Origin of the sequence: Microvirga ossetica, from assembly GCF_002741015.1 — a bacterium.
In the GTDB taxonomy this organism is placed as follows: domain Bacteria; phylum Pseudomonadota; class Alphaproteobacteria; order Rhizobiales; family Beijerinckiaceae; genus Microvirga; species Microvirga ossetica.
Map to the genome: position 1 here is coordinate 290,647 of NZ_CP016617.1, position 22,321 is coordinate 312,967.

The following is a 22,321-nucleotide window of genomic DNA, read 5'->3' on the forward strand; positions in this document are numbered from 1 at the left end:
GTCAGAACTTTCCGTATTGGAGATAAGCCTGCTGCGGATCCTGTCCGTTGCGGATGGCCTGACGCAGAGCGGACTCCGTACGGATCACTTCCTCGGTTTTGGCAATGATGCTTTCCGCATCATCTCTCGGGATCACGACGATGCCGTCCCGGTCCGCCAGGATGTAATCGCCGGCCCCGATCACGACGTTGCCGATGGTCACCGGCTCGTCGAATGCCTCGGGAATCCACCCCGCCACGATGTCCACGGGCGTCGCGTAGCGGCAGAAGACTGGAAAGCCTTCCGCCTCGATGAAGCCCGTATCCCGGCAACCGCCATCAACGATATAGCCGCGAACACCCCGAAGCTTCAGGGTCTCGGCCGATAGTTCCCCCATCAGCGCGCGAACGTCATCCTGCGGTTGGCACACGACGACGTGGCCGGCAGGAGCCTTTGACAGCAGGCCTGTCCAGGCCAAAAGGGATTCATGGGCGCTCACCGTCGTGTCCGGACGTCCGCGTACGGTGAAGACCGGGCCGGCTGCTTTCATGTCCTTGGTGAGACCGAGGAGGTTACGTGGCAGCACCCGCGGCGTCATGCCGAGATCGCGCATGACATCATAGACGGCGCCCGAGTAGCACTCCTGCAGTCGATCCGCGAGGGATGTCATTCTTTCCTCCTGAACCAGCCCATCTGAGGTGGGCTTGACAGGATCCTGACACGCTACGATGGTCACCGCAACAAACATCTGATGTTTAACATCATACCTTTGTAGAATGGAGGAAGCCTTGGGTCAGCATGCGTTTCACGGGGTGTATCCCGTTCTGTACGCCTTCTTCGACAGCAACGGTCGGCTCGATACAGAGGCCATGCGGCGTCAGGTCGAACATTGCATCGGTGCCGGCGCGCACGGACTGATGGCGTTGGGCCTGGTGACCGAGGTCAACAAGATGGATGTGCGCGAGCGCATGGAGCTCGTGGAACTCGTGGGCGCACTCAATCAAGGGCGTGTCCCCTTCGCGGTGACGGTTGGCGAGCCCTCGATCGCGGGTCAGATCGCCTTCGCGCGGGAAGCTCGAGCTGCAGGTGCGGACTGGGTCATCCTGCAGCCGCCTCCGGCACGGGGTGGCGGTGAGCCGGAGCTGATCCGGTTCTTCGGGAGCGTTGCTGACGCACTGGACTGCCCAGTGGCGATCCAACACAATCCCTTCAACCTCGATGTCTGGCTTTCCGTGGACGGCATGGTGTCGCTGCATCGGCAGCACGCCAACATCACGGTGCTGAAAGGCGAGGGGACAGCAGTTGAAACGGAGCGCCTGATTGCGGGAACGGACGGGCGGCTTGCCGTCTTTGCGGGGCATGGCGGGATTGAGTATCTTTCGAACCTGCGGGCTGGAGCGGCCGGACTCATTCCCGCGCCTGATTGCCTCCCCATTCAGGTGAGGATCTACGAGTTATTCCGTGAGGGTTCGCCGGAGGCGCTTGCGGAGGCCGAGCGTCTTCACAAGGAACTTCTCCCGCTCATTGTCTACATGATCAGGTCAATCCCCTCATTGCTGTGCTACGGCAAGCGGTTTATGGCTGAACGATTGGAGCTCCCAGAGGTAATCGACCGCGCGCCGGCGGTTACGCCAACGGAGTTTGGCCTGTCAGAGATGAGGCGGTTGCTTGGCGACTTGCAACGGCTTGAAGGCCTGCCCTGATGATCAAGCACAGCTAGTCCGGTTGGAAGGCTCTGAGGCTGATTTCGGATGAATATAGACGACCGCCATTCTGCCGGTTCGGTTGCAAGCCCTAATGTAGGTCAAGCGAAGGTCGGACAGGGCATCAGGTTAGGCAGCAGCGCGGAGAAGAGCAGCGATGAAGTCACTCTGAGCTTTTATGTCGTTTGCCGGCGCGCTCGCCACTTGACCCTTGCGGATCATCGCCACGACCTTATAGCCAACGATCAGCCGCTCTCCGAGCAGGTAGTGGTATAGCTGCTCATGATCCGCTCTGGGTGCGGTCCAAGAGGGATGTCAGCCAGGCAATGCCGTGCTGATCTCATTCGCCAGGCTGATCACAGTAACGCGAATATCCTCGGCGTGCTCTGACTCAGTGCCGTGGAGGAACGGAATGCTCAGCGCCGCAAGCACTCGTCCGTCGCGATCCCGGATCGGTGCCGCATAGGCGTAGATGCTGGGCGCACTCTCACCACGGTCCTGTGCCCAACCCTGCCGGCGGATGCGTGTTGCCTCTGCCTTGAGGCGCTTCGGATCGGTGAGGGTACGAGAGGTGAAGGCGGCTAGAGGACGAGAGAGCCACTCGGCTTGCCTCTCGGGCGGCTCAAACGCAAAGAGCAGCTTGCCGGCCGCTCCCGCATTGATAGGCATCCGCTGACCGGGTGTCACCCCCAATGCATAGGGCCGCCGACCCTGCGCCGCAGCGAGCACCAGCACGCCCTCGCCATCAAGCACCGAGAGCTTGACGCTGTGTCCGGCTGTGATGGCGACCTTGTCAAGGAAAGGCTGCGCCAGCGCAATGAGGTCGAGTTGAACTGGGTCGGACGGCACACGGGAGGCGAGCGTCCGCAGGCGCGGTCCGAGCCGGTAGGACCCGGTGCCATGGCGCTGGACGACGTCATGGGCCTCCAGCGTGTTGAGGATGCGGTAGACCGTGCTGCGGGGCAGCGCCAAAGCGGCCGTCAGTGCCGTTATCGAGGCGCCATCCTGCTGCTCCTCGAGAGCAGATAGCACGCTCATCATGCGGTCGATGGCCGGAATGGTATGCTGGATTGCTGCGGCATCCACCCATCGGGGTGCGACGGTCCTCGTTTTCTTCATTGACTTGCGATCTGGCCCATTCATAAGATGATGCAAATATGAATTTCAGCTATTCATATTTGAATAACAAAATATGAGCAAGCCGCCCGAACGGCTGCCTGGCCGGAGGAAATGCCGATGCTGACAGTGTCGTCGATCGCCCATGTGGCCATCCGCGTGACGGATGTGGAACGCACTCTCGATTTTTATTCTGGCAAGCTTGGCATGCGCGAGATGATGCGGCTCGACCGGGACGGCCGCCTCTGGCTGCTCTATCTGCGCATCACCGATACCCAGTTCCTCGAGGTGTTCCCCGAGGGCGTGGGCGAGCGTGCGGCGGAGCGCGATGCGGTGGGATTCAACCACATGTGCCTCGAGGTTGCGGATATCGACGTCGCGCTGCGTGAGCTGGACGCCGCAGGCGTGCCGCTGATCAGGGACAAGCAGATGGGTGCGGACGGTAACTGGCAGGCCTGGATTGAGGATCCGGACGGTCATCGCATCGAACTGATGCAGATGATGCCCGACAGCCTTCAGGCCAAGGCGATCGCTCGCATGGCGGCCAGCGGCTAGGCGCCCGCCATGAAGATCACCGGCCTCAAGACCTTCGTGGCCAATGTCTCGCGGACGAACTTCGTCTTCGTGAAGCTTTATACTGACGAAGGCATCGACGGTGTCGGCGAGGCGACGCTGGAGTGGAAGACGCTCGCCGTCACTGCCGCGCTGGAAGAGTTGGAACGCCGGCTCGTCGGTCGCGATCCCTTCCGATCGGACGCGCTTGTCGAGCAGCTCCATCGCGATAGCTACTGGCGCACGGGCGCGGTGTTCCGCACCGCGTTGGGCGCGGTCGAGGCCGCGATGCTCGACATCAAGGGCAAAGCGCTTGGCGTGCCGGTGTTCGAGCTCCTAGGCGGCAAATACCGCGATCGGGTCGCATGCTATGCCAATCACTGGTTCTTCGGCGCACGCACGCCGGAGGACTATCACGTCGCGGCGACCCGCGGCGTTGCCATGGGCTATCGCGCGCTGAAATGGGATCCGTTCGAGGCGTCCGATCTCGAAATGGACAGGACGCAACGCAACCGCACAGTTGCGATCGTGGAGGCCGTCCGCGATGCTGTGGGACCAGACATCGAACTGATGCTCGACGTCCATGGTCGCCTCAACGTCCCGACCGCCATCGCGATGTGTAAGGCGCTCGCGCGCTTCGACCTGACCTGGATCGAGGAGCCGACGCCCCCTGAGTCGATCGAAGCGCTCGCCGAGGTGCGGGCGAACTCACCCGTGCCTATTGCCTCGGGCGAGCGCTGGTACGAACCCACCCGTTTTCTGGAAGCTCTATCCAAGAAGGCGGTCGACGTCCTGCAGCCTGACGTGTCGCATGCAGGTGGCCTCGCCGAAACGAAGCGCATCGCGCATCTGGCCCATCTGCATCTCATCCCCGTTGCACCTCACAACCCTGTGGGGCCGGTGATGAACGCCATGACGCTGCACACGGCCGTCGCCATCCCGAACTTTTCCGTGTTCGAGACCGTCAGCGTCGATGTCCCCTGGCGCAAGGAATTGGTGAAGGAGACGCTCGTGTTCGAGGACGGGCATCTGCTCGCCCCGACGGCGCCGGGCCTCGGCGTCGAGCTCAACGAGGAGGCGTGCGCCCGTTTCCCCTATGCGCCCCATGATGTGCCGCTCTTCGATGGCTCCATCAATCTCAGCGGTGTGGCCACCGGCGCCGTCGTCATGAACACGACCCAACTCTAGCCCAAGGAGACTGCCCAGATGCGCGTCGGCCTCACTCTCAGCGGAGACAATCTGAGCGAGGATGGCGCCATGTTCGCTGCTCAGCTTGGGGTGACCGACGTGGTCGTTCATTTCAACGACTACGCGGCCGGTCCTGATGCAGAACCCTATCTGCAGGGGGAGGCGGTAGGGCCGATCCTCAAAGATTGCTACAGGGTTTCACTATGGGACTATGAAAGGATGGCCGCCGCCGCCGCCATGCTGGCGCGGCACGGGCTGAGGATCGCCGCGCTGGAAAATTTCTCACCATCCTTTTGGTCCGACATCCTGCTCGATGGCCCGAACCGTGCCGCACAGATGGAGGGCCTCAAGCAATTGGTGCACGATGCAGGGCGGGCGGGCATCCCAGTCATCGGCTACAATTTCTCGATCGCTGGCGTATGGGGCTGGCGCAGGCGCCGGGCGGCCCGCGGCGGCGCGACGACCGTCGTCATGGACCTCGCCGAGGAGGAGCGGGACACGCCCATCCCGGACGGCATGGTCTGGAACATGCGCTACCGTGACGGCGATCCAGCCGCTGCTCCCGTCACGGTGGGGGAGGCGGAGCTGTGGGAGCGCTTCGCCTGGTTCCTGGCGCAGCTCGTGCCGGTGGCAGAGGAGGCGGGGGTAAGCCTTGCCGCCCATCCCGACGATCCGCCGGTCGAGACCCTGCGCGGCACGGCGCGGCTCGTGAACCGTCCAGAGAAATATGACCGGCTACTCGCCCTGGAGCCGAGTCCCGCCAATGCGCTGGAATTCTGCATCGGCTCGCTCCAGGAAATGCCCGGCTGCGACATTTACAAGGCCACCCGCCATTACGCTCGCCGGAAGGCGCTGGCCTATGTTCATTTCCGCAACGTCCGCGGTCATGTGCCTAATTATATCGAGACCTTCGTTGATGACGGCGACGTCGACATGACGGAGATCGTTCGCATCCTGCGTGACGAGGACTTCGAAGGTGTGCTCGTGCCGGATCACGTGCCGGAACTCGCCTGCGCCGCCCCCTGGCATGCCGGCCACGCCTACACGGTTGGATACATGAAGGCCCTGATCGGGCTCGCACCCATGCTCGGACCATCCTGGTCCGCCGAGCGATCCCATCATGGAGAAAGAAGAAACGCCTCGGACCAACAGCGCTCCACGGCATAACCGGGGCATCAAAATCGAGGGGCACAGGAGGAAACGATGAAATCGCTGAAACTTGCAGGCTTCTTGGCCTTGTCGGTTCTGTCGTCGGTGGCGACGACCACGATCGCCCGGGCCGGCGACGTGGTGTGGTGGGCCCCGAACTGGGGTGAGGAGCGGGCGCGAACGCTCGCTCAGAAATTCATGGCCGCCAATCCCGGGACCAACATCAAGATCGAGGTGACGGTCTCGAACGGCCTCCCCGAGCGCGTGCTTACCGCCATGCGGTCCGGCACGGCCCCTGACATTATCGAGGTCCAGCACGGTTGGGTGAATGGATATGCACAGGGCGATTTGATCATCCCGCTCGACGACACGATCCAGGACAAGCAGGACTACGTGAAGGCGGCGATCGACTACGTGAGCTGGAATGGCAAGGTCTGGGCCATTCCCTACCGTATCGAGACCCATGGGGTGATCTACAACAAGGATCACTTCAGAGAGGCTGGCCTCGATCCCGAAAAGCCCCCGAAGACCTGGGACGAGCTGACCGCCGCCGCCAAGGCGCTCACAAAGAATGGCCGCTCCGGCTTTGGCATCACAGGGGGTGGTGAGGTCGGCAACACGATCTTCCGCTCGCTGCCCTTCATCTGGATGAATGGGGGCGACATCATCTCGGCGGACATGACCAAGGCCGTGGTGAACTCGCCGGAGGCGGTCAAGGCGGTGGAGTTCTACACGAACTTCTACAAGCAGGGCTTCGCGCCGAAATCGACGCTGGAGAACGACGGCCTGGCGCTGCGCCGCCTCTTCATTGCCGGCGCGGTCTCGGCCTATCAGTCCGGGCAGTTCGATCTTCCGGCGATCCATAAGGAAAACTCCACCATCAAGCTCGGGGCGATGATGATCCCCGCACCGGCTGGCAAGCAGACCGCGGCCATTCTCGGCGGTTGGAGTTATGTCATTCCGAAAAGCGCCAAGAACCAGGCCGAGGCCAAGAAGTTCGTTCAGTTTCTGAACACGACCGAGTACCAGGCCTACTACACGGACACGTTCCCGGCCCGCACCTCCGCGATCAAGCTGCCGCGTTTCGAAGACCCCATGCTGAAACCTTTCGCCGAGATGCTGCCCTATGGGCGGCCGGTCCCGGTGCACAAGAACTGGGTGAAGATCGTGCAGGCCTATTTCGACGGCATCCAGCGCATCCTGCTCGGCGATCAGACCGTCCAGAAGGCGATGGACGAAGCCAATGACGAGATCCAGGCCCTGCTGAAATAGCCGTCCTGAAGGCGAGGGACCGGCTCGTTCAGAGGGCCGGACCTCCCCGAAGCTCCGGAGCCCATGCCGTGAGATCGAATACGGGTCTTGTCTTCGCGCTGCCCGCGCTGATCGTGCTCTTCATGCTCATCGCTTACCCGGTGTTCTACACCGGCTGGCTGAGCGTGACGAACGATCAGGGACAGTTCACGGGCTTGCAGAACTTCTCTGCCGTGCTACGTCCGCGCGTGACCACACAGGCGCTGTGGAACACCCTGTGGTGGGTCTTGGGCTCCATCTTTTTCCAGGTGCTGTTGGGGGTCGCGGCGGCGATCCTGCTCAACCAGAACTTCATGGGCCGCGCGCTCGTGCGCTCCATCGTCCTCATCCCCTGGCTGATCCCGGGGATCGTCGCCGCCACGACTTGGGCATGGATGTTCCACACTGAGTTCGGGATCATCAACTACATGCTCACGAGCACGGGCGCACTCGACGAGCCAGTGGGCTGGCTCACCCGCTCGAACACGGTGATGCCCGCAATGATCGCCATCAATGTGTGGAAGCTCTTCCCGTTCGTGGCGATCATGGTGCTCGCCGGTCTGCAGTCCATCCCTCATGAGCTCTATGAAGCTGCCCGGATGGATGGCGCGAGCTACTGGGACGAGGTGCGCCATATCATGCTACCGCAGATCCGGCCGGTGATCACGGCCGTCACGCTGTTGCTGGTGATCTGGGCGCTGAACGCCATTACCATCATCTACGCGATCACCAAGGGCGGCCCTGCCAACCGAACCGTGATCACGCCGATCCAGATCTTCCGGCTCGCCTTCGAGAACGTCGAGTTCAATCAGGCCGCGGCCCTAAGCGTGATGTTCTTTGGTGTCGTGATGCTGATCGTCCTGGCTTATATCAAAGTTTTCGCCAACCAGCCGGGGGAGAACCCGTGAGACCCTCGCCGACCATCGGTCTCTCCTTGAGACGGCCCGGCCTCAACCGGCCGGCCATCTTCCTCGGCTGCTCGGTGCTCATCTTTGTCTGCCTGTTCCCGTTCCTGTGGATGGGCTTGTCTTCGATCAAGGTGCTGAACGAGCTCTACACCATCCCGCCGCAATGGTGGCCGGATCATCCGACGCTGGCGAATTACTACAAGGTCCTGTTTGAGAGCCGCATCCCGCGCTACTTCCTGAATTCTATCATCATCTCGGTCGGCGCCACCGGCCTTGCCCTGATCCTTGCCGTGTTTGCCGCCAATGGCTTCGCCCGTTTCCGGTTCAGGGGTAGGTCCTTCTGGCAGGCCTGCATCCTCATCGGGCAGCTCTTGCCCACGGCGGCGATCATCGTGCCGCTCTTCATCACCTTGAGGGTGCTGGGACTGGTGAATACCTATTGGGGCCTCATCCTCGTCTACATGATCATCACGCTGCCGCTCAGTGTATGGATGCTGACGAGCTACTTCAAGGCCATTCCCCTTGAATTGGAGGAAGCTGCGATCATCGACGGCGCGAGCCGTGTCGGCATCCTGTTTCGCATCACGCTGCCCCTGTCGCTGCCCGGCATCGTGGCGGTCCTGATCTATGCCTTCATCACGACCTGGAACGAATTCATTTTCGCCCTGTGCTTCGCGACCGACTCGAGCGTGAAGACCCTGCCGATCGGGCTTGCGGAGTTCTCGACGGAGTTCAACACGGACTGGGGCGCCGTGATGGCGGCCTCGATGGTGATGACGATCCCGATCGCGCTCCTCTTTCTCGTTTTCCAGAAACACTTCGTCGGTGGGCTCACCGCCGGAGCCACTAAGGGGTGACGTCATATCATGGTAGAGATTCCTAAACTCGGACTGGGCACATACGGCCGCACCGGCGAGGCCGGTATTGCCGCCATCCTCAAGACGCTTGAGATCGGCTATCGCCATATCGACACGGCACAGAGCTATGACACCGAAGCTGGCGTCGGCGAGGCCGTGCGCCGCAGCGGCGTTTCGCGCTCGGAGATTTTCATCACCACCAAGGTCGCGGACACAAATCTCGAAAAATCGCAGTTCATCGACAGCGTCGAGCGCAGCCTCGAGACAATCGGCCTCGGACCCGTTGACCTGCTGCTGATCCACTGGCCTAGCAAGAATGATGCCGTCCCGTTCGAGGATTACATGCTGGCGTTGGCCGAGGCGCAGCGCCGCGGACACACGCGACTGATCGGCGTCTCGAATTTCCCCATTGCGCTTCTGGAACGCACAGAGCGGCTGCTTGGGAAGGGCGCCATTGCCACCAACCAGGTGGAGATCCATCCCTATATGCAGGCGCCGAAGTTGATTGCCCATGCGCGACGCAAAGACCTGACGCTGACTGCCTACCAGCCGCTTTGCCAAGGCGCTGTAGCGTCGGATCCTGTGCTGCAACGCATCGGTGGGAAGCATGGCGTCGCGGCTTCAGCGGCCGCGCTTGCCTTTCTGATGGCGGAAGGTCATGCGGTCATTCCGGCCTCTGCCAACGAGGTCAATTTACGCGCCAACTGGCAGGCCCGCGCTGTGACGCTGGATAGCAACGACATGCAGGCGATTCGCGCTTTGCACCGCGGTGAACGCAGCATCAACCCCGACAAGTCGCCCGCCTGGGATGACTGAGCCGTCTATCCGACAGGAGCCCGTTATGACCCATACGCCGGACATCCAGCGTCCCGATCACCGTCTCGTCGAGGCACTGCGGGAGATCGGCACTGCGACCATCTCAGGCGAATTGCGCAATCTCGGCATCCGCAATGCTGCGATCACCGGGCCGCGCGCCTTGACCACCGGCAGGATCTCGGCTGGCCCCGCGCTGACGCTGCAATTTATGCCCATGCGCGAGGACCAGTTCGGTTCCGCAGAGTATGACGATCCGGAGAAGCAGCTCCACCGACATGTGCTGTACCACGCGCAAAAAGGCGACATGGTCGTCGTCGATGCGCGAGGCGACATGGACAGCGGCATCTTCGGTGAGATGATGCTTACCTACTTTGCCGGCCTCGGCGGCGAGGGCGTGGTGATCGACGGCTGCATCCGCGACTCTGCTAAGGCGCGGGATCTCGGCATCGGCCTCTGGGTCCGTGGGGTCACGCCCAATTTCCACGCGCAGACCAATATTTTTCCCTTCGCGGTCAACGTGCCCATCGCCTGCGCCGACACCTTTGTCGTGCCCGGTGACATTGTCGTAGCGGACGATGACGGAGCAGTGGTCGTTCCCGCAGCCATGGCAGAACAGGTGATTGAGGTCGGCAGTCGACATGCCGAATGGGAAGGGTTCTCGCGGCTGCGCCTGTCCCAGGGCGGGGACCTACGCAAGTATTACCCTCTGCGCGACGATGCAGAGGCTGAATATCTCATCTGGAAAACGCGGGGCGGCTCGTGATGACTTGGTGGGGACCATGCGACCATGAAGATCGTTGACCTGAAATGCGCGCTCATCGGCGACCATCCCATCATCCGCATCGCGACGGATGAGGGGATCAGCGGCTATTCGCAGATCGAGCATCACAAAGCATTCATCAAGCCGCACGTGCTCTCCTTTCGCGAGGCCCTGATCGGGGCCGACCCGACGAATGTCGAGCGGGTGATGCTGCGCATCCGCCAGCGCGGTGCGTTCAAGCCCTATGGTAGTGCCGTGAGTGCCATCGAGATGGCGCTTTGGGACATTGCCGGCAAGGCTGCCGGCGTGCCGGTCTATAAGCTGCTGGGAGGCAAGGTGAGAGATGAGGTCCGTGTCTATAATGGCTCGCTGCGCTTCCCGATGACGGGCCACCGTGCGCAGGACTACGCGGAGGACGTGCGTCGCATGATGGCGCTGCCCGAGGGTTTCACCATCATGAAGCAGCCGATCTCGTTCCACAGTCCCATGAAGCGTGAGGTGCCGGGCTACTACTACGGCGAGCCCGAGTTGGGGCACTTTCATGGTGCGCTCGACAGGGGCGTGCTCACCGAGCGCGGCCTCATCCACACGATCGACTGCGTCGCGGTGATGAAGGAAGTACTGGGTGACCGGGTCGGACTTGCCCTCGATTGCGGCCCTGGCTAGATGCTCTCTGACGCGATCCGCTTCGCGCGCGCGGTCGAGCCCTACAACCTCATGTGGCTCGAGGACATGCTCACCGGTGACTACATCCCCTATGTCCACGCAGACATGTACCGGGAGCTGACACTCGCGACCTCCACCCCCATTCATACCGGTGAGCAGATCTATCTGCGGCAGAACTTCAAGGACCTGATCGAGAAGAAAGCCGTGCGCGTCATCGGGCCTGACCCCTGCGATGTCGGCGGCATCGCCGAACTGAAATGGATTGCTGAATATGCCGATCTCCACGGTGTGCTGATCGCCCCTCATGGCACCGCCAATGGTGTGCTGGGCCTTGCCGCGCTGGTTCAGGTCTGCGCAACGCTGCCTCACAATTTCATTGCCTTCGAATACCCTGGGGCCAACGCCCCATGGTGGCATGACATCGTTGATGGCCTGGCATCACCGGTCGTGAAGAACGGCATGATTGCGGTCTGGGATCGGCCAGGAATGGGCTTCGAGCTAATCCCCGTGCGCGCCAGGGCTTATCTTGCCGAGGATGATGCCGCCTTCTTCGACTGAGGCATTACAGCGGCTCGAACCTAAATCGTCATCCAATAAGACTCTGCCTCGCAGCATAAACTTCGCACGAGTGTTGTCCGCCGGTATCGTGTACCGTCCTGATCAGGCCGCGCAGGCCAGCTCTCGGTTTGCTCTTCATGATGGGCGTGGGCGGCTTCGCGGCCGATCTAGGGACTCTGTTGCATTATCCTATCAATCCACAGGAAGTAGTATCTATCAAAGTGCACTTGCAGGCTACTGATTGTGCTTCACGAAGTTAACGTGATGTCGTGGATGGCGCCCTCCAACAGCGTCGGACGTGCCAAAATGAGCAAGTCCAAAAACCGGAGAGGATCACTTCCATGCCTGAGATTGAAACGATCGGCGTTGATATCGCAAAGAACGTCTTCCAGCTGCACGGCGTCGACAGGAATGGAAAGATCGTCCTGCGCAGGGCGCTGCGCCGCAGCCAGGTCCCAGGCTTCTTCAGCACCCTTCCGCCTTGCCTGATCGGGATGGAGGCCTGCGCAACCGCTCACCACTGGGCCCGCACGCTCATGGCCTTCGGCCATGAGATCCGCTTGATCCCGCCCGCCGACGTCAAACCCTATCTGCGCCGACAGAAGAATGATGCCGCGGACGCGAGGCCGTCACACGACCATCGATGCGCTTCGTCCCGGTCAAGAGCCCGCAGCAGCAGAGCACCCTCATGCTGCATGGAGCCCGTGATCTCCTGATTGGGCAGCGGACGGCCCTGATCAATGCCCTGCGCGGTCACTTTGCGGAGCTGGGCATCGTGGTAGCACAAGGGGCTCGCAACACGCGCCAACTGATTGCCCTGATCCATGACAACGCCAGTCCCGATCTTCCCGTCACAGCTCGGGTCGCACTCCAGCCTCTGGCGGCGATGCTGGTTGGGATCGAGGCGCAGATTGCCAAGCTCGACAAGGCCATTCTGGCCGCCCATCGCAGCGATCCAGTCAGCACGAGGCTCGCCGGCATTCCGGGCATCGGCCCGATTGTGGCCTCTTGTCTCTCCTCCAGCATCCCGGACGCCAGCCTGTTCCAGGGCAGTCGGGAGTTTGCCGCCTATCTCGGCCTCGTGCCACGGCAGCACTCAACCGGCGCCAAGGCGAGGCTGGGCTCCATCTCCAAGATGGGCAACCGGCACCTGCGCAAGCTGCTGGTCGTCGGCGCGCACGCGGCGCTCTACAGCATGAAGTCCGGCAAGACCAGAACGGTCCTGGCTGACTGGGCCCGAAGCCTCCTGGCCAAGAAGCCGTTCAAGGTGGTCGCCGTTGCGCTGGCCAACAAGATGGCCCGGATCGCCTGGGCCGTGATGGCCAGGGGCACGGCGTACGAGCCCGGGAACACGGGAGCTGCCGTGTCGGCGACATAGACGACCAGCTCAAAACCATTCGCCCCTCGGGGCATCTCAGTTGGCACGGTGATGATGAGATGATGTGAAGCTACAGCGGACATGAACCGCCGGATCTGGCAAACCCGTGGCATCGTCTTGCGTCAGCCAAGCGCGATAACCTGAGAGGGACCAGCTTCAGCGTAAAACATCAGGGCCTGGGGTCATGCAGCACCGCGTGCAAAGGCCGGAGACATGACTGCACCCGCCCCGCTAGGCGTAAACATCAAAAACAATCACATTGCCAAACGGGCGCCATCCAGACATGACAACGCTTCATCGGATACTGGGGTTCGCTTGTACGATTCTGCTGCTGACGCGCTCATGACGATTTTTCACCTCGGAACTGACCAGCTCGCTCAATGAGATCAACCATCTGAGATGCTGCATGAATGGTCAGGGAGTGCGGGGTGTAGCCTGGCCTTGGAGAGATGTAGGTCGCCATTTCGCGGGCAAGGTCGAGCTGCCGATCGGATACGTTGGCGAGCAACGCAATCAGCAGGTTCTCCAGCGCAATCACCCGAATGCGAAGCTGCACCAGCTCGGCATTCGTCAGGTCAGGCACCTCGGGTTGCGCATCAGGGGAGGTTAACTCCTCTTGCAGGCGACGGGGTCCTGCGCCGCCCTCGTTCTCCCACCTTGAAAGCGCCATCCGGCGCTGTTCCGAGGGGTCTGGGAATTCTGGCTTGTCATGGGTCATATGGAGGCCTTCCAAAACAGGATGGTGCGAAGTTGCTTTACATCGGCCATTCCAGCCGAGGACGCGAACCCATCTCAACAACGCTGCAAAGGCCGGGGAGCACCACAATTCAGGCTGGCGACGTACCAGGCCAAGCTACCTTTGGGTTCAGGGGGCAGCTCGGGGTCTTCGGCCCATTTTCCCGGCCCGTAATCAAAGAGGAGGCGAAAGGGTGAATGATGATTATCAGATCCTCCGATCAGGTGCCTCGCACGACCCTGCTCAAGCGGTTTCCCCGCCCCGCGAAACCTCGGCGTCGTCCCGGAATCCCGTATCGGGCGAGGGAAGGCGTGCCAACGCCCGCCGGGGCCGAGCGCGTCAACGCATTCGAAATCTATCGCTACACCCTGACTCCGACGATAACCCGCCGTGATACCTTCGAGGTGGATCTCGACGATTGCGACCCGATGGTTCTAGATGCGCTCATCTGGATCAAGAACAAGGTCGACCGGACCCTGACCTTCCGCCGCTCGTGGCGCGGTAGCGAACATGAGGATCATCAAGGACCTGGCCCCTTCGACCTGACACATGTCTTTGCCCAGTACGCGATGATCGAGCCTTGTCTCCAAGTGGCCCAACATCATCCGGCCGATGCCGGCGTCATGAACGGAAACCCTCGCAAATATCAGCATTCATGCGCTTATCAGCCGAGATGCCAATACCAGAGGAGATCTCAACACGATGCTGGCCCTGCCAAAGGGTCTGTGGAGGGCTCTGTTCTCTTATGCCGGGGATTCTGGTCAAGCCCTTTGAATGGCCCTTTCCGTTAGGTCTGCTGGTATCACCTGTCGGGTCATGATTCTCTCCGCGGTCGACAGACACCGCCGCATGATGGGGTCGGAAGCCTCAGCCTCGCCATGTTGCATACGCGGTCGACCTCATCCTGGGTGTCTGGAAGCGTCGCCGCAACAGTGCCAGCGCGATGGCTGCTGCCTCGTCCCGACAAGGGACATCACTCCGCCAGTCGGCGGATCTTCTGGTCTACAATCTCATGCCGGCTGTCCGTTCCCACGCTCGAGGACTTTGAGAACCGCTCCGGCGCATCGATGAGGCTGATATAGGCCAATGCCACGAGGGAGCCGACCCCAGGAGCCGTCATGAGCCGCCGAGCCGCTTGGTCCTGGCGTGCCAGAACCATCAAACGGCGGGTGAGAAGGCCGATTTGCCGGCCGATGGCCTGTAAGGCTGTCAGGAGCGCCTCCACGACATCCTTGAGCGGGCCATCGGCGACCAGTTCCCGCACACGATCGATGAAGGGCTGACCGCCCCCTTTCCCAGCGACCAGACCGAATGGCTTGAGCACGCCCCGGATCTGGTTGGTCAGATCAACCCGCATCCCGACCAGGCGGGCACGCGAGGTGAGGAAGCTCCGGACGATCTGACTGTCCAAGCTTTTGACGGTGACTGCGCGATACCAGCCGGTGCGCACGATCTGTGCTAGCCCAAGCGCATCATTGGGATCGGTCTTGTTCACCTGGAGAGAGTGCGGCTTTGGCATGACGCGCATCGAGGCAGATCACAGGTAAACCAAGCTTTGTCAGCTCGTGCCAGTGCCAGGTCGATAACGGGCCGCTTTCCAGGCCAATCCGCTCCACATGCGGCGCTCTCGCGTTAACGACAGCGGCAATGGCCTCTGGCGTCGAGGTGCACTTGCCGCGCCAGAGCGGCTTCCCATGCTCGTCGATGATGCAGACTGCTGTCTGCTCAGCGATCCATCCAATCCGACATACTGCTTCATGAGGATACTCTCCGTTGGCTTCCAGTTTGAGCCTGATCACACCAGACCTCAGTTTGCCGTCAAAGGGCACCAGGCCCGGAATAACCCCATGTTGCATTAACCTCGGCCGTATAGCGAGGAGCCGTTCATCAAGGATCCGCTCCCGTGTCTCTGTTCAAGCGCCGTCGCTTCCCGGTTGAGATCATCCTGCTGTGCGTGCGCTGGTACTGCAAGTATGGGATCAGCTATCGCGATCTGGCCGAGATGATGTCCGAACGCGGTGTCGCTGTTGACCCATCCACGATCTTCCGTTGGGTTCAGCGCTATGCTCCGGAGATCGAGACGCGGATCCGACCCTATCGGGGACCTCGCTCAGGCTCCTGGAGAGTGGACGAGACCTACGTCCGCGTAGGGGGCAAGTGGAAATACCTGTTCCGCGCGGTCGACAAGCACGGTCAGTTGATCGCCTCCATGCTGTCCGATCGCCGGAATGCCAACGCCGCTTATCGTTTCCTGTGTAAAGCCCTCAAGGCGATGAGTCACTATCCACCGTCCTCGATCACGACCGACAAACTGGCGTCGTATCCCAAGGCAATCCTGCGCCTGCAGGACGAAGGGCTTCTGCCGAACGATGTGGTACACCGCACCTCGAAATATCTGAATAACATCCTTGAAGCGGATCATGGTGCGCTCAAGCGCGTGATCCGTCCGACACGCGGCTTCCAGACCATGAAAACCGCCGCCGCGACCCTGACGGGTTTTGAAATCATGCGCATGATCCGCCGCGGACATTGTATCCATCGGGAACGTCGCGCGACAGGCGAAATCCGTCTCGTCGAACAGCTCTTCGGTCTTGCTGCCTGAGCGGCCAGTCCCACGAGGTTCGTTGTGCCCTTTTCAAGTTGCTGCAACAGTGCCCTTCGACGCAAGCCCATCATGAGAGGGGTTCAACAGCCCGCCCCCGAAAGAGGAGAGAACCGGACCAAGACGGCGCTGGAGCTGTGGCCGGAGGCTCAAGCCCGAGCAGACGAAATCGTTGCCGTCTGGGACAAGTACCTTGCTGACACGCGGGCAGCACGGGAACAGAGCGGCTTTGAAGAGGCGGACGAAGCCGCTCGCGAGGCCGTAGCGGATCTGCATGAGCTGGAAGGGCGGATCGTCCGGATGCGGGCGAAAACGCCCAAGGGAATGCTCGTAAAGGCGCGGATGGCAGCGCTAGATCCCACAACGGTCTCAACGGTCGACGACCTGGAACACGCCCTCGAGGAGCGATTTGAGACCGGCCACATCATCGGCCTTTCTCTCATCCTCGACGTGCTGGATCTGCACGGAGGCGATGCATAGGCGACAACGGACCGTTTACTCCCTGCCGCTATAAAGAGCCTAGCCTGCGTTGCGTATCAGGCTGAGGCAACAGGAAGCCCCGTTCGGCTCTACCCCGAGCGGGGTTTCTGCTTGAACCGCACAGGCGCCGCACTATTCAGCAGCAGTGAGTGCGTCGCTCGCCATGCGGTTCAGGTGCTTTTGGGCCCACATGGCTGCTTGCGTCCGGTTGGCAGCCTTCACCTTTCTCAGGATCGCCTTGATGTGAACCTTAATCGTAGCTTCAGCCACTCCAAGCTCACGGGCAATCAGCTTGTTTGACGCTCCTTTGGTGAGGCAGTGTAGGATCTGAGCCTCTCGGCCCGAAAGATGGCACACAGAAGGAAATCATGGGCTGACACTGGCGCAATTGGCCCTCCAGCGTGAGCCTGAAGGCGAGCTTGCCTCTGCTGGAACAAAGCGATGCCCGCAGCAGCCGGGATAAAGGATTCGCCGAGCATTACGAGTTCCAGCGCCTTGATCAGAGGCTCGCTATCCATCGCCGTCGAGCAAAGCCCATCCAAGCCTGCTTGAAAGGCCGGCACTATGGCTGCGGGTTCCATGTGGCCGGTCAGGAGAACCACCCGAGCGGATAGGCATCGCGCCTTTAGCCTCTCGACAGTCGCGGTCACTTCGTCAGTCACCTTGTCCGTATAGATGAGGTAGAGGACAGGCAGGCCGGATGAATGGTCAAGGGTTTCTTCTGAGGTGACGAAGTGCGTTCCTGAGAGGAGATGGCTGATGCCGCAGCGGACGAGCGTTCTGGCAGACCAGAACGGTCGTTACATACGAAGATGCATTCTGAGCCCGTGGGAGGATTTGCTCAATATAGATGACTTCATGGCTCATGATTGCGTGGCCCCTAATGATGCTCAGCATTGGTCATTCGAGACCGCCCGCGCTAGTCGATGGCATTCGCATACGAGGAGCCTTGTCTAACTCTAACAGGTCGTGACGCTTGGGTCCTTCCCGCGAGGTGGCCCTTAAGTGTTATTCCGCGTCCGTGCTTGGTCCAAGGCACCCATTTCCGAGAAACAGCATCGAACCCACACGAAAGTACACAGAGCGTCGTCCTGTTGGGGGGCTATGAGCGGATGCTGCGGTTCTATGGCATACTTCGATAGCCCCTCTGGCACTCCTTGCTCGAGGGCTACTGTCGTCGTCTCGCGGTGGGTTAATGTCCAGGCTCCTATTCCCTGTCATGCTAGGCACATTGGTTGCAGGTTGGGTCTACCTGTCAGAGCGGCATGATAGATTAGCCGCCCCGGCCTTTCGACAGAAGGTGGACGACCTTCTGTTTGGAGCATTTCTGGCCTTGGCGGCGCTCTTGCTCGGGTACTACCCCATTCGTCACTTGGCCCTGATCCTGACGGCGGCGTTGGGCATATAACCGAAGCCAGCAGCGGAGAGGTTGTGGAGATCTATGAGCGAATGCTGCGGTTCTACAGCATGATATGAGGCATCGTTGCATTAACCTTGGCGCTATAGATAGGGCGGCTATGTGAGGAGTCGTCCTGTTGTCCCTGTTCAAGCGCCGCCGCTTTCCGGTTGAGATAATCCTTCTATGCGTGCGCTGGTACTGCAAGTACGGCATCAGCTATCGCGACCTCGCCGAGATGATGTCCGAGCGCGGCGTCGCGGTCGATCCATCCACGATTTTCCGATGGGTCCAGAGGTATGCACCGGAGCTTGAGAAACGGGTTCGCCGCCACCGGGGACATCGGTCTGGATCTTGGCGCGTCGATGAGACCTATGTGCGGGTCGGCGGTAAATGGAAGTATCTGTTTCGTGCGGTCGACAAGCATGGGCAGTTGATCGACTTCATGCTGTCCGAACGGCGCGATACCGGAGCGGCTTATCGCTTCCTGGGCAAAGCCCTGAGGACGGTGAGCGACTATCCACCATCCTCGATCACGACTGACAAACTGGCGTCGTATCCCAAGGCCATCCGACGCTTACAAAGCGAAGGGCTGCTGTCGAAACATGTCGAGCATCGCACCTCGAAGTATCTCAATAATATCATCGAAGCGGATCATGGTGCGCTCAAGCGTGTGATCCGGCCGACCCGCGGCTTCCAGAGGATGAGAACCGCCGCTGCGACCCTGAAGGGCTTCGAGGTGATGCGGATGATCCGCCGCGGCCATTGCGGCCTGGCACAGCGTGGCGTGACAGGCGAAAACCGTCTCGTCAACCAGCTCTTCGGTCTCGCGGCCTGAGTGACCCATGCGACTGGATTCAATTTACCCTTCTCAAGTTAATGCAACAAAGCCCCAGCAAGCGCATAGGCACCGGCCGCGCCAAAATGGGACGAGTTGATCACCCCGACTGCATCAACCCCGGCTTCTTTCGCCAAGCTGCAGGCCAGCTCCATTGCCGCATAACCGGAGGCATGACCGAGGCCGTTGTCGGCATCGAGAACGGCAGAGCCTAAGGCCGTGCGGCGGATCTGCATCTTTGGCGTTGGATTGACACGTCCGCTCCGCAGCACGCGGGCATAATGTAGTGCAAGATGGACCCCATGACTGTCGACCCCAAGGCGCGACGCGTGCAGCATGGCACGGGTAGCTGCACCGGCTGAAGCTTCGTCGGCACCGGCGCTCCGAAGTCCGGCGAAAGTTTGGGTTTCAAGCTGGTCCCATGGAGCAATAATAAGGTCTGTCACATCAATCTCTTTTGATTTCGCGTGTTCGGGAGTCCGCCTGTTTACGACGCGCGGTTGACCGAAAAATCGGCGAAGAGGCTAACTCCGCTGCGAGCACAAAGTCTCTGCCCCGTCACATGCGAGGCATCGTCGGATGTCAGGCAAGCGAAAACAGCCGCAGCAAACGTGCAGCTCCCTTATTCCGGCGTGAAGATCTTAGGGTTCTGAGATGACACACGCTCCAACTCCTCCATGACAGCTTCCAAATGGGTCTTCATAGCGCGTCGTGCTGCCTCAGCGTCACGAGCCTCAAGGGCATAGAGCACCTCGCGATGTTCAATAAGGGTAGCCATATGCCGACGCGGCGAAGAGAGAAGGCGACGAGCTCGATCAATGTTAGCACGGGATACCTCAATGATCGCTGCAATCCGCGGAAGCTCCAGGGCCTCTACCAGAGTGTTATGAAAGTCTAAGTCAAGGTTATGAAATCCCGATGGATCCATTCGCGCAACAGCTTGCTCTTGGGCCTTCAGATTACTCCGAAGTACGTCCAACCCAGAAGGTGGTAGATGGAGAGCGGCTGTCGCAGCCACCAGCTCCTCCAAAGCTTGTCGGATTAGCATGAACTCCCTGATCGCACGCAGATGTATTCGAGTTACTCGGGTGCCGCGTTGTGGCAAAACCTCAACGAGGCCTTCTACGGCTAAGCGCGCGAGCGCCTCCGAAACGGGAAACATCGAAACGCCAAGTCTGGCGCAGACGGCTCTTTTGTCAATCAATTCGCCTGGAGCGAAATCCAAGGAAATGATAGAGGTTCGCAGCGACTGTTCCACCTGCTCCAAAGTACTTCCGCGGGGTCGATGCTCGAGACGAGAAAGGAACGTATATTTACTATTCTTGTCGGGTGCTTGCATGGTGCGGGAGTGTTAACAGTTACATACCTCAGGCGCTATAGTCGGATTAAGATGGGATGCTCGCAACCTATTCCTCAAAGTCCAGGAAACAGGGCAGAGTGTCTATGTGGTCTGTCACTGATAAGCTGTCCTAAGGATCAGATACGTTGTATGCCGATCAGGCCTAAGCCCTGCTCGCATAAGGGCCCAGTACCCGGAATGAAACTTACATACTTCACTGTAGGTGAGGGGTGCAGGATCAAGCTAGTTTCCGTCCACAAACGGCAAACGTTTGATTTCATTACGTGAATCATATCTTTGCGCGAGCAAGGCCCGGCGGTTTCAGGTATCTTGGATCATGCCACTAAGTCCAAAGCCCTGCCACCGCCGGAGCCGACAATGCGCCAAGAACGCACCGTCCAAGCCAGCATATTCGATCTTTTCGCCACGCACGAGATCGGCTGCGAGTTGAAGGCGATGTCGCAATGGCTGGATGAGCATTGCGATCTGTTTGCCGTGGTGGCGCGAGACCTGTGTCGGGGCGGCATCAAGGCGACCGGACGGCAAGGTCTGCCAGCCGAAGCCGTATTGCGCTGCGCGATCCTCAAGCAGTACCGGCAACTGAGCTACCAGGAGCTGGCCTTCCACCTCGAGGACTCCGCTTCATTTCGCGCCTTTGCCCGACTGCCGTGGTCGTGGAGCCCGCAGAAGTCGGTGCTGCAGAAGACGATCAGCGCGATCCGGCCCGAGACCTGGGAGCAGATCAATCGGGCCCTGCTGTCGGTCGCTCGGCAGGCGAAGCTCGAAGACGGTGCGGCGGTTCGGCTGGACAGCACGGTGACCTCGGCGCTCATGCACGAGCCGAGCGACAGCAGCCTGCTGTGGGATGCTGTGCGGATCATGGTGCGCCTTCTGAAGCGGGCCGATTCCTTGGTCGGCGGCGCCGGCTCATGGCGCAATCATTGCCGCGCAGCCAAGAAGCGCGCTCACAAGATCCAGTTCACGCGCGGTCGACCCAATCGGGTCCGGCTCTACCGCGAGCTGATCGCCATCACGCGCGCGACCTTGGCCGATCTGGAGCAGGCGAGCGAGCGTTTGGCCGTGGCAAGCACGCCGCTCATCGCCCTGTGGCAGGTCCAGGTTCGTCACTATCGGGCGTTGGTCGAACGCATCATCAGGCAGAGCGAGCGGCGGGTGTTGGCCGGCGAGCCGGTCCCCGCCGACGAGAAGGTGGTGAGCCTGTTCGAAGAGCATGCTGATATCATCGTCAAAGGCAGTCGCGACACTGAGTATGGTCACAAACTCAACCTGACCACCGGCAGGAGTGGCATGATCCTCGATCTGGTGATCGAAGCCGGCAACCCGGCCGACAGCGACCGCTTGCTGCCGATGCTGGCGCGCCACGTCGCCTTCTATGGCCAAGCGCCGCGGCAGGCGGCAGCCGATGGCGGCTTCGCCACGCGCAACAACCTGGCCACAGCGAAGGCGTGGGGCGTCTGCGACATGGCCTTCCACAAGAAAGCCGGCCTCAGGATCGAGGACATGGTCAGAAGCAAGTGGGTTTATCGCAAGCTGCGCAACTTCCGCGCCGGCATCGAAGCCGGCATCTCATGCCTCAAACGCGCCTACGGCTTGGCGCGTTGTACCTGGCGCGGCCTCGATCATTTCAAGGCTTATGTCTGGTCCTCGGTCGTGGCCTATAACCTCGTTCTCTTCACCCGCCTCAAAGCGACCTGAACCGAGCAGGCATCGCGATTGCGTCACGCCGGCCACAGTCGGCCCTCGGGACGTGCGCCTAACCGCGCCCACGACACCATTTTTGTCGACACTCAGCGCTCTTCACCCTGCCTATCCTCGTCAAAGCCGCTCAAACTCGGCACAACCTATTGTAAATGCTCCGAAATGCGCACGTTTATGGACGGAAACTAGCTAGGCTACTCGATCTGCCGAAAGTCTACGGTGGATCGTTGCGGCTTCCTTTATGTTCTGAAGCTCGTTGGCCCCGCCGAGTCTCAGTAGCCGCTCTCCCTT

Annotated in this window: 22 protein-coding genes and 2 pseudogenes; 16 read left to right on the forward strand and 8 right to left on the reverse strand. The window is 60.7% G+C overall.

Translation table 11 applies throughout. The features are described 5' to 3' along the window. Nucleotide 1: 1 nt before the first annotated feature. A complete protein-coding gene (locus BB934_RS29105; RefSeq protein WP_099513435.1) occupies nucleotides 2-649 on the reverse strand; it encodes an RraA family protein in 648 nt (215 codons plus the stop codon). Nucleotides 650-767: 118 nt separating this feature from the next. Here BB934_RS29105 and BB934_RS29110 point away from each other — a divergent pair, with 118 nt between their 5' ends. Continuing rightward, nucleotides 768-1,682: a dihydrodipicolinate synthase family protein gene (locus tag BB934_RS29110; RefSeq protein ID WP_157934388.1), complete on the forward strand. Its 915-nt coding sequence runs from the start codon at nucleotides 768-770 to the stop codon at nucleotides 1,680-1,682. A gap of 315 nt (nucleotides 1,683-1,997) precedes the next feature. Here the strand turns inward: BB934_RS29110 and BB934_RS29120 are convergent, their stop codons facing one another. Then, nucleotides 1,998-2,801, reverse strand: a complete 804-nt coding sequence (locus tag BB934_RS29120; protein ID WP_099513437.1) for an IclR family transcriptional regulator — start codon at nucleotides 2,799-2,801, stop codon at nucleotides 1,998-2,000. A 117-nt stretch (nucleotides 2,802-2,918) separates the two neighbouring features. On the opposite strand from BB934_RS29120, the gene BB934_RS29125 reads away from it, so the two are divergent. From BB934_RS29125 to BB934_RS29170, 10 genes and pseudogenes are all read left to right on the forward strand, one after another. Continuing rightward, on the forward strand, nucleotides 2,919-3,353 hold the full coding sequence (locus tag BB934_RS29125) for a VOC family protein (protein WP_099513438.1): 435 nt from the start codon (nucleotides 2,919-2,921) through the stop codon (nucleotides 3,351-3,353). A 9-nt stretch (nucleotides 3,354-3,362) separates the two neighbouring features. Then, nucleotides 3,363-4,538 (forward strand): mandelate racemase/muconate lactonizing enzyme family protein, encoded by a 1,176-nt coding sequence (locus tag BB934_RS29130; RefSeq protein ID WP_099513439.1) that lies wholly within the window; start codon nucleotides 3,363-3,365, stop codon nucleotides 4,536-4,538. 18 nt (nucleotides 4,539-4,556) lie between these two features. Next, nucleotides 4,557-5,705: a mannonate dehydratase gene (locus BB934_RS29135; protein ID WP_099513440.1), complete on the forward strand. Its 1,149-nt coding sequence runs from the start codon at nucleotides 4,557-4,559 to the stop codon at nucleotides 5,703-5,705. Nucleotides 5,706-5,741: 36 nt separating this feature from the next. After that, nucleotides 5,742-6,959, forward strand: a complete 1,218-nt coding sequence (locus BB934_RS29140) for an ABC transporter substrate-binding protein (RefSeq protein WP_099513441.1) — start codon at nucleotides 5,742-5,744, stop codon at nucleotides 6,957-6,959. A 68-nt stretch (nucleotides 6,960-7,027) separates the two neighbouring features. Beyond that, nucleotides 7,028-7,885, forward strand: a complete 858-nt coding sequence (locus BB934_RS29145) for a carbohydrate ABC transporter permease (protein ID WP_237050474.1) — start codon at nucleotides 7,028-7,030, stop codon at nucleotides 7,883-7,885. Then, nucleotides 7,882-8,742, forward strand: coding sequence for a carbohydrate ABC transporter permease (locus BB934_RS29150; RefSeq protein ID WP_237050475.1), 861 nt, complete (start codon nucleotides 7,882-7,884; stop codon nucleotides 8,740-8,742). The genes BB934_RS29145 and BB934_RS29150 overlap by 4 nt, the downstream gene beginning before the upstream one ends. 9 nt (nucleotides 8,743-8,751) lie before the next feature. Further along, nucleotides 8,752-9,558 carry an aldo/keto reductase gene (locus BB934_RS29155; RefSeq protein ID WP_099513442.1) on the forward strand — a complete coding sequence of 269 codons (807 nt, stop codon included), beginning with the start codon at nucleotides 8,752-8,754 and terminating at the stop codon, nucleotides 9,556-9,558. A 25-nt stretch (nucleotides 9,559-9,583) separates the two neighbouring features. Further along, nucleotides 9,584-10,321: an RraA family protein gene (locus BB934_RS29160; protein ID WP_099513443.1), complete on the forward strand. Its 738-nt coding sequence runs from the start codon at nucleotides 9,584-9,586 to the stop codon at nucleotides 10,319-10,321. Between the two features lie 24 nt (nucleotides 10,322-10,345). Continuing rightward, nucleotides 10,346-11,542 (forward strand): annotated as a pseudogene (locus BB934_RS29165) (mandelate racemase/muconate lactonizing enzyme family protein). A 341-nt stretch (nucleotides 11,543-11,883) separates the two neighbouring features. Further along, nucleotides 11,884-12,920: pseudogene (locus BB934_RS29170) on the forward strand (IS110 family RNA-guided transposase). A gap of 340 nt (nucleotides 12,921-13,260) precedes the next feature. Here the strand turns inward: BB934_RS29170 and BB934_RS29175 are convergent. Beyond that, the gene (locus BB934_RS29175) at nucleotides 13,261-13,638 is read right to left on the reverse strand and encodes a hypothetical protein (RefSeq protein WP_099513444.1); all 378 of its coding nucleotides are present in this window, start codon (nucleotides 13,636-13,638) and stop codon (nucleotides 13,261-13,263) included. A gap of 329 nt (nucleotides 13,639-13,967) precedes the next feature. Here BB934_RS29175 and BB934_RS51075 point away from each other — a divergent pair, with 329 nt between their 5' ends. Continuing rightward, nucleotides 13,968-14,447: a hypothetical protein gene (locus BB934_RS51075; protein WP_157934389.1), complete on the forward strand. Its 480-nt coding sequence runs from the start codon at nucleotides 13,968-13,970 to the stop codon at nucleotides 14,445-14,447. 182 nt (nucleotides 14,448-14,629) lie between these two features. Here the strand turns inward: BB934_RS51075 and BB934_RS29185 are convergent, their stop codons facing one another. Together BB934_RS29185 and BB934_RS49470 are read right to left on the reverse strand one after the other, a co-directional pair. Then, nucleotides 14,630-15,175: an IS110 family transposase gene (locus BB934_RS29185; RefSeq protein ID WP_237050476.1), complete on the reverse strand. Its 546-nt coding sequence runs from the start codon at nucleotides 15,173-15,175 to the stop codon at nucleotides 14,630-14,632. After that, nucleotides 15,129-15,455, reverse strand: a complete 327-nt coding sequence (locus BB934_RS49470; RefSeq protein ID WP_237050477.1) for a hypothetical protein — start codon at nucleotides 15,453-15,455, stop codon at nucleotides 15,129-15,131. The genes BB934_RS29185 and BB934_RS49470 overlap by 47 nt, the downstream gene beginning before the upstream one ends. Nucleotides 15,456-15,559: 104 nt before the next feature. On the opposite strand from BB934_RS49470, the gene BB934_RS29190 reads away from it, so the two are divergent. Beyond that, the gene (locus BB934_RS29190; protein WP_099513446.1) at nucleotides 15,560-16,258 is read left to right on the forward strand and encodes an IS6 family transposase; all 699 of its coding nucleotides are present in this window, start codon (nucleotides 15,560-15,562) and stop codon (nucleotides 16,256-16,258) included. 72 nt (nucleotides 16,259-16,330) lie between these two features. Further along, nucleotides 16,331-16,738, forward strand: coding sequence for a hypothetical protein (locus tag BB934_RS29195; protein WP_099513447.1), 408 nt, complete (start codon nucleotides 16,331-16,333; stop codon nucleotides 16,736-16,738). A gap of 132 nt (nucleotides 16,739-16,870) precedes the next feature. Here BB934_RS29195 and BB934_RS29200 read toward each other — a convergent pair whose 3' ends face one another. Beyond that, nucleotides 16,871-17,095, reverse strand: a complete 225-nt coding sequence (locus tag BB934_RS29200; protein ID WP_099513448.1) for a response regulator transcription factor — start codon at nucleotides 17,093-17,095, stop codon at nucleotides 16,871-16,873. 1,178 nt (nucleotides 17,096-18,273) lie between these two features. On the opposite strand from BB934_RS29200, the gene BB934_RS29210 reads away from it, so the two are divergent. Further along, nucleotides 18,274-18,972, forward strand: coding sequence for an IS6 family transposase (locus tag BB934_RS29210; protein WP_099513450.1), 699 nt, complete (start codon nucleotides 18,274-18,276; stop codon nucleotides 18,970-18,972). A 38-nt stretch (nucleotides 18,973-19,010) separates the two neighbouring features. Here BB934_RS29210 and BB934_RS29215 read toward each other — a convergent pair whose 3' ends face one another. Both BB934_RS29215 and BB934_RS29220 read right to left on the reverse strand, forming a co-directional pair. Then, nucleotides 19,011-19,418, reverse strand: a complete 408-nt coding sequence (locus tag BB934_RS29215; RefSeq protein WP_162299237.1) for an Ldh family oxidoreductase — start codon at nucleotides 19,416-19,418, stop codon at nucleotides 19,011-19,013. Nucleotides 19,419-19,594: 176 nt separating this feature from the next. Further along, nucleotides 19,595-20,230 (reverse strand): GntR family transcriptional regulator, encoded by a 636-nt coding sequence (locus BB934_RS29220; protein ID WP_162299238.1) that lies wholly within the window; start codon nucleotides 20,228-20,230, stop codon nucleotides 19,595-19,597. Nucleotides 20,231-20,689: 459 nt separating this feature from the next. On the opposite strand from BB934_RS29220, the gene BB934_RS29225 reads away from it, so the two are divergent. Then, nucleotides 20,690-22,027 (forward strand): ISNCY family transposase, encoded by a 1,338-nt coding sequence (locus BB934_RS29225; RefSeq protein ID WP_099508213.1) that lies wholly within the window; start codon nucleotides 20,690-20,692, stop codon nucleotides 22,025-22,027. The last annotated feature ends 294 nt before the right edge of the window (nucleotides 22,028-22,321 follow it).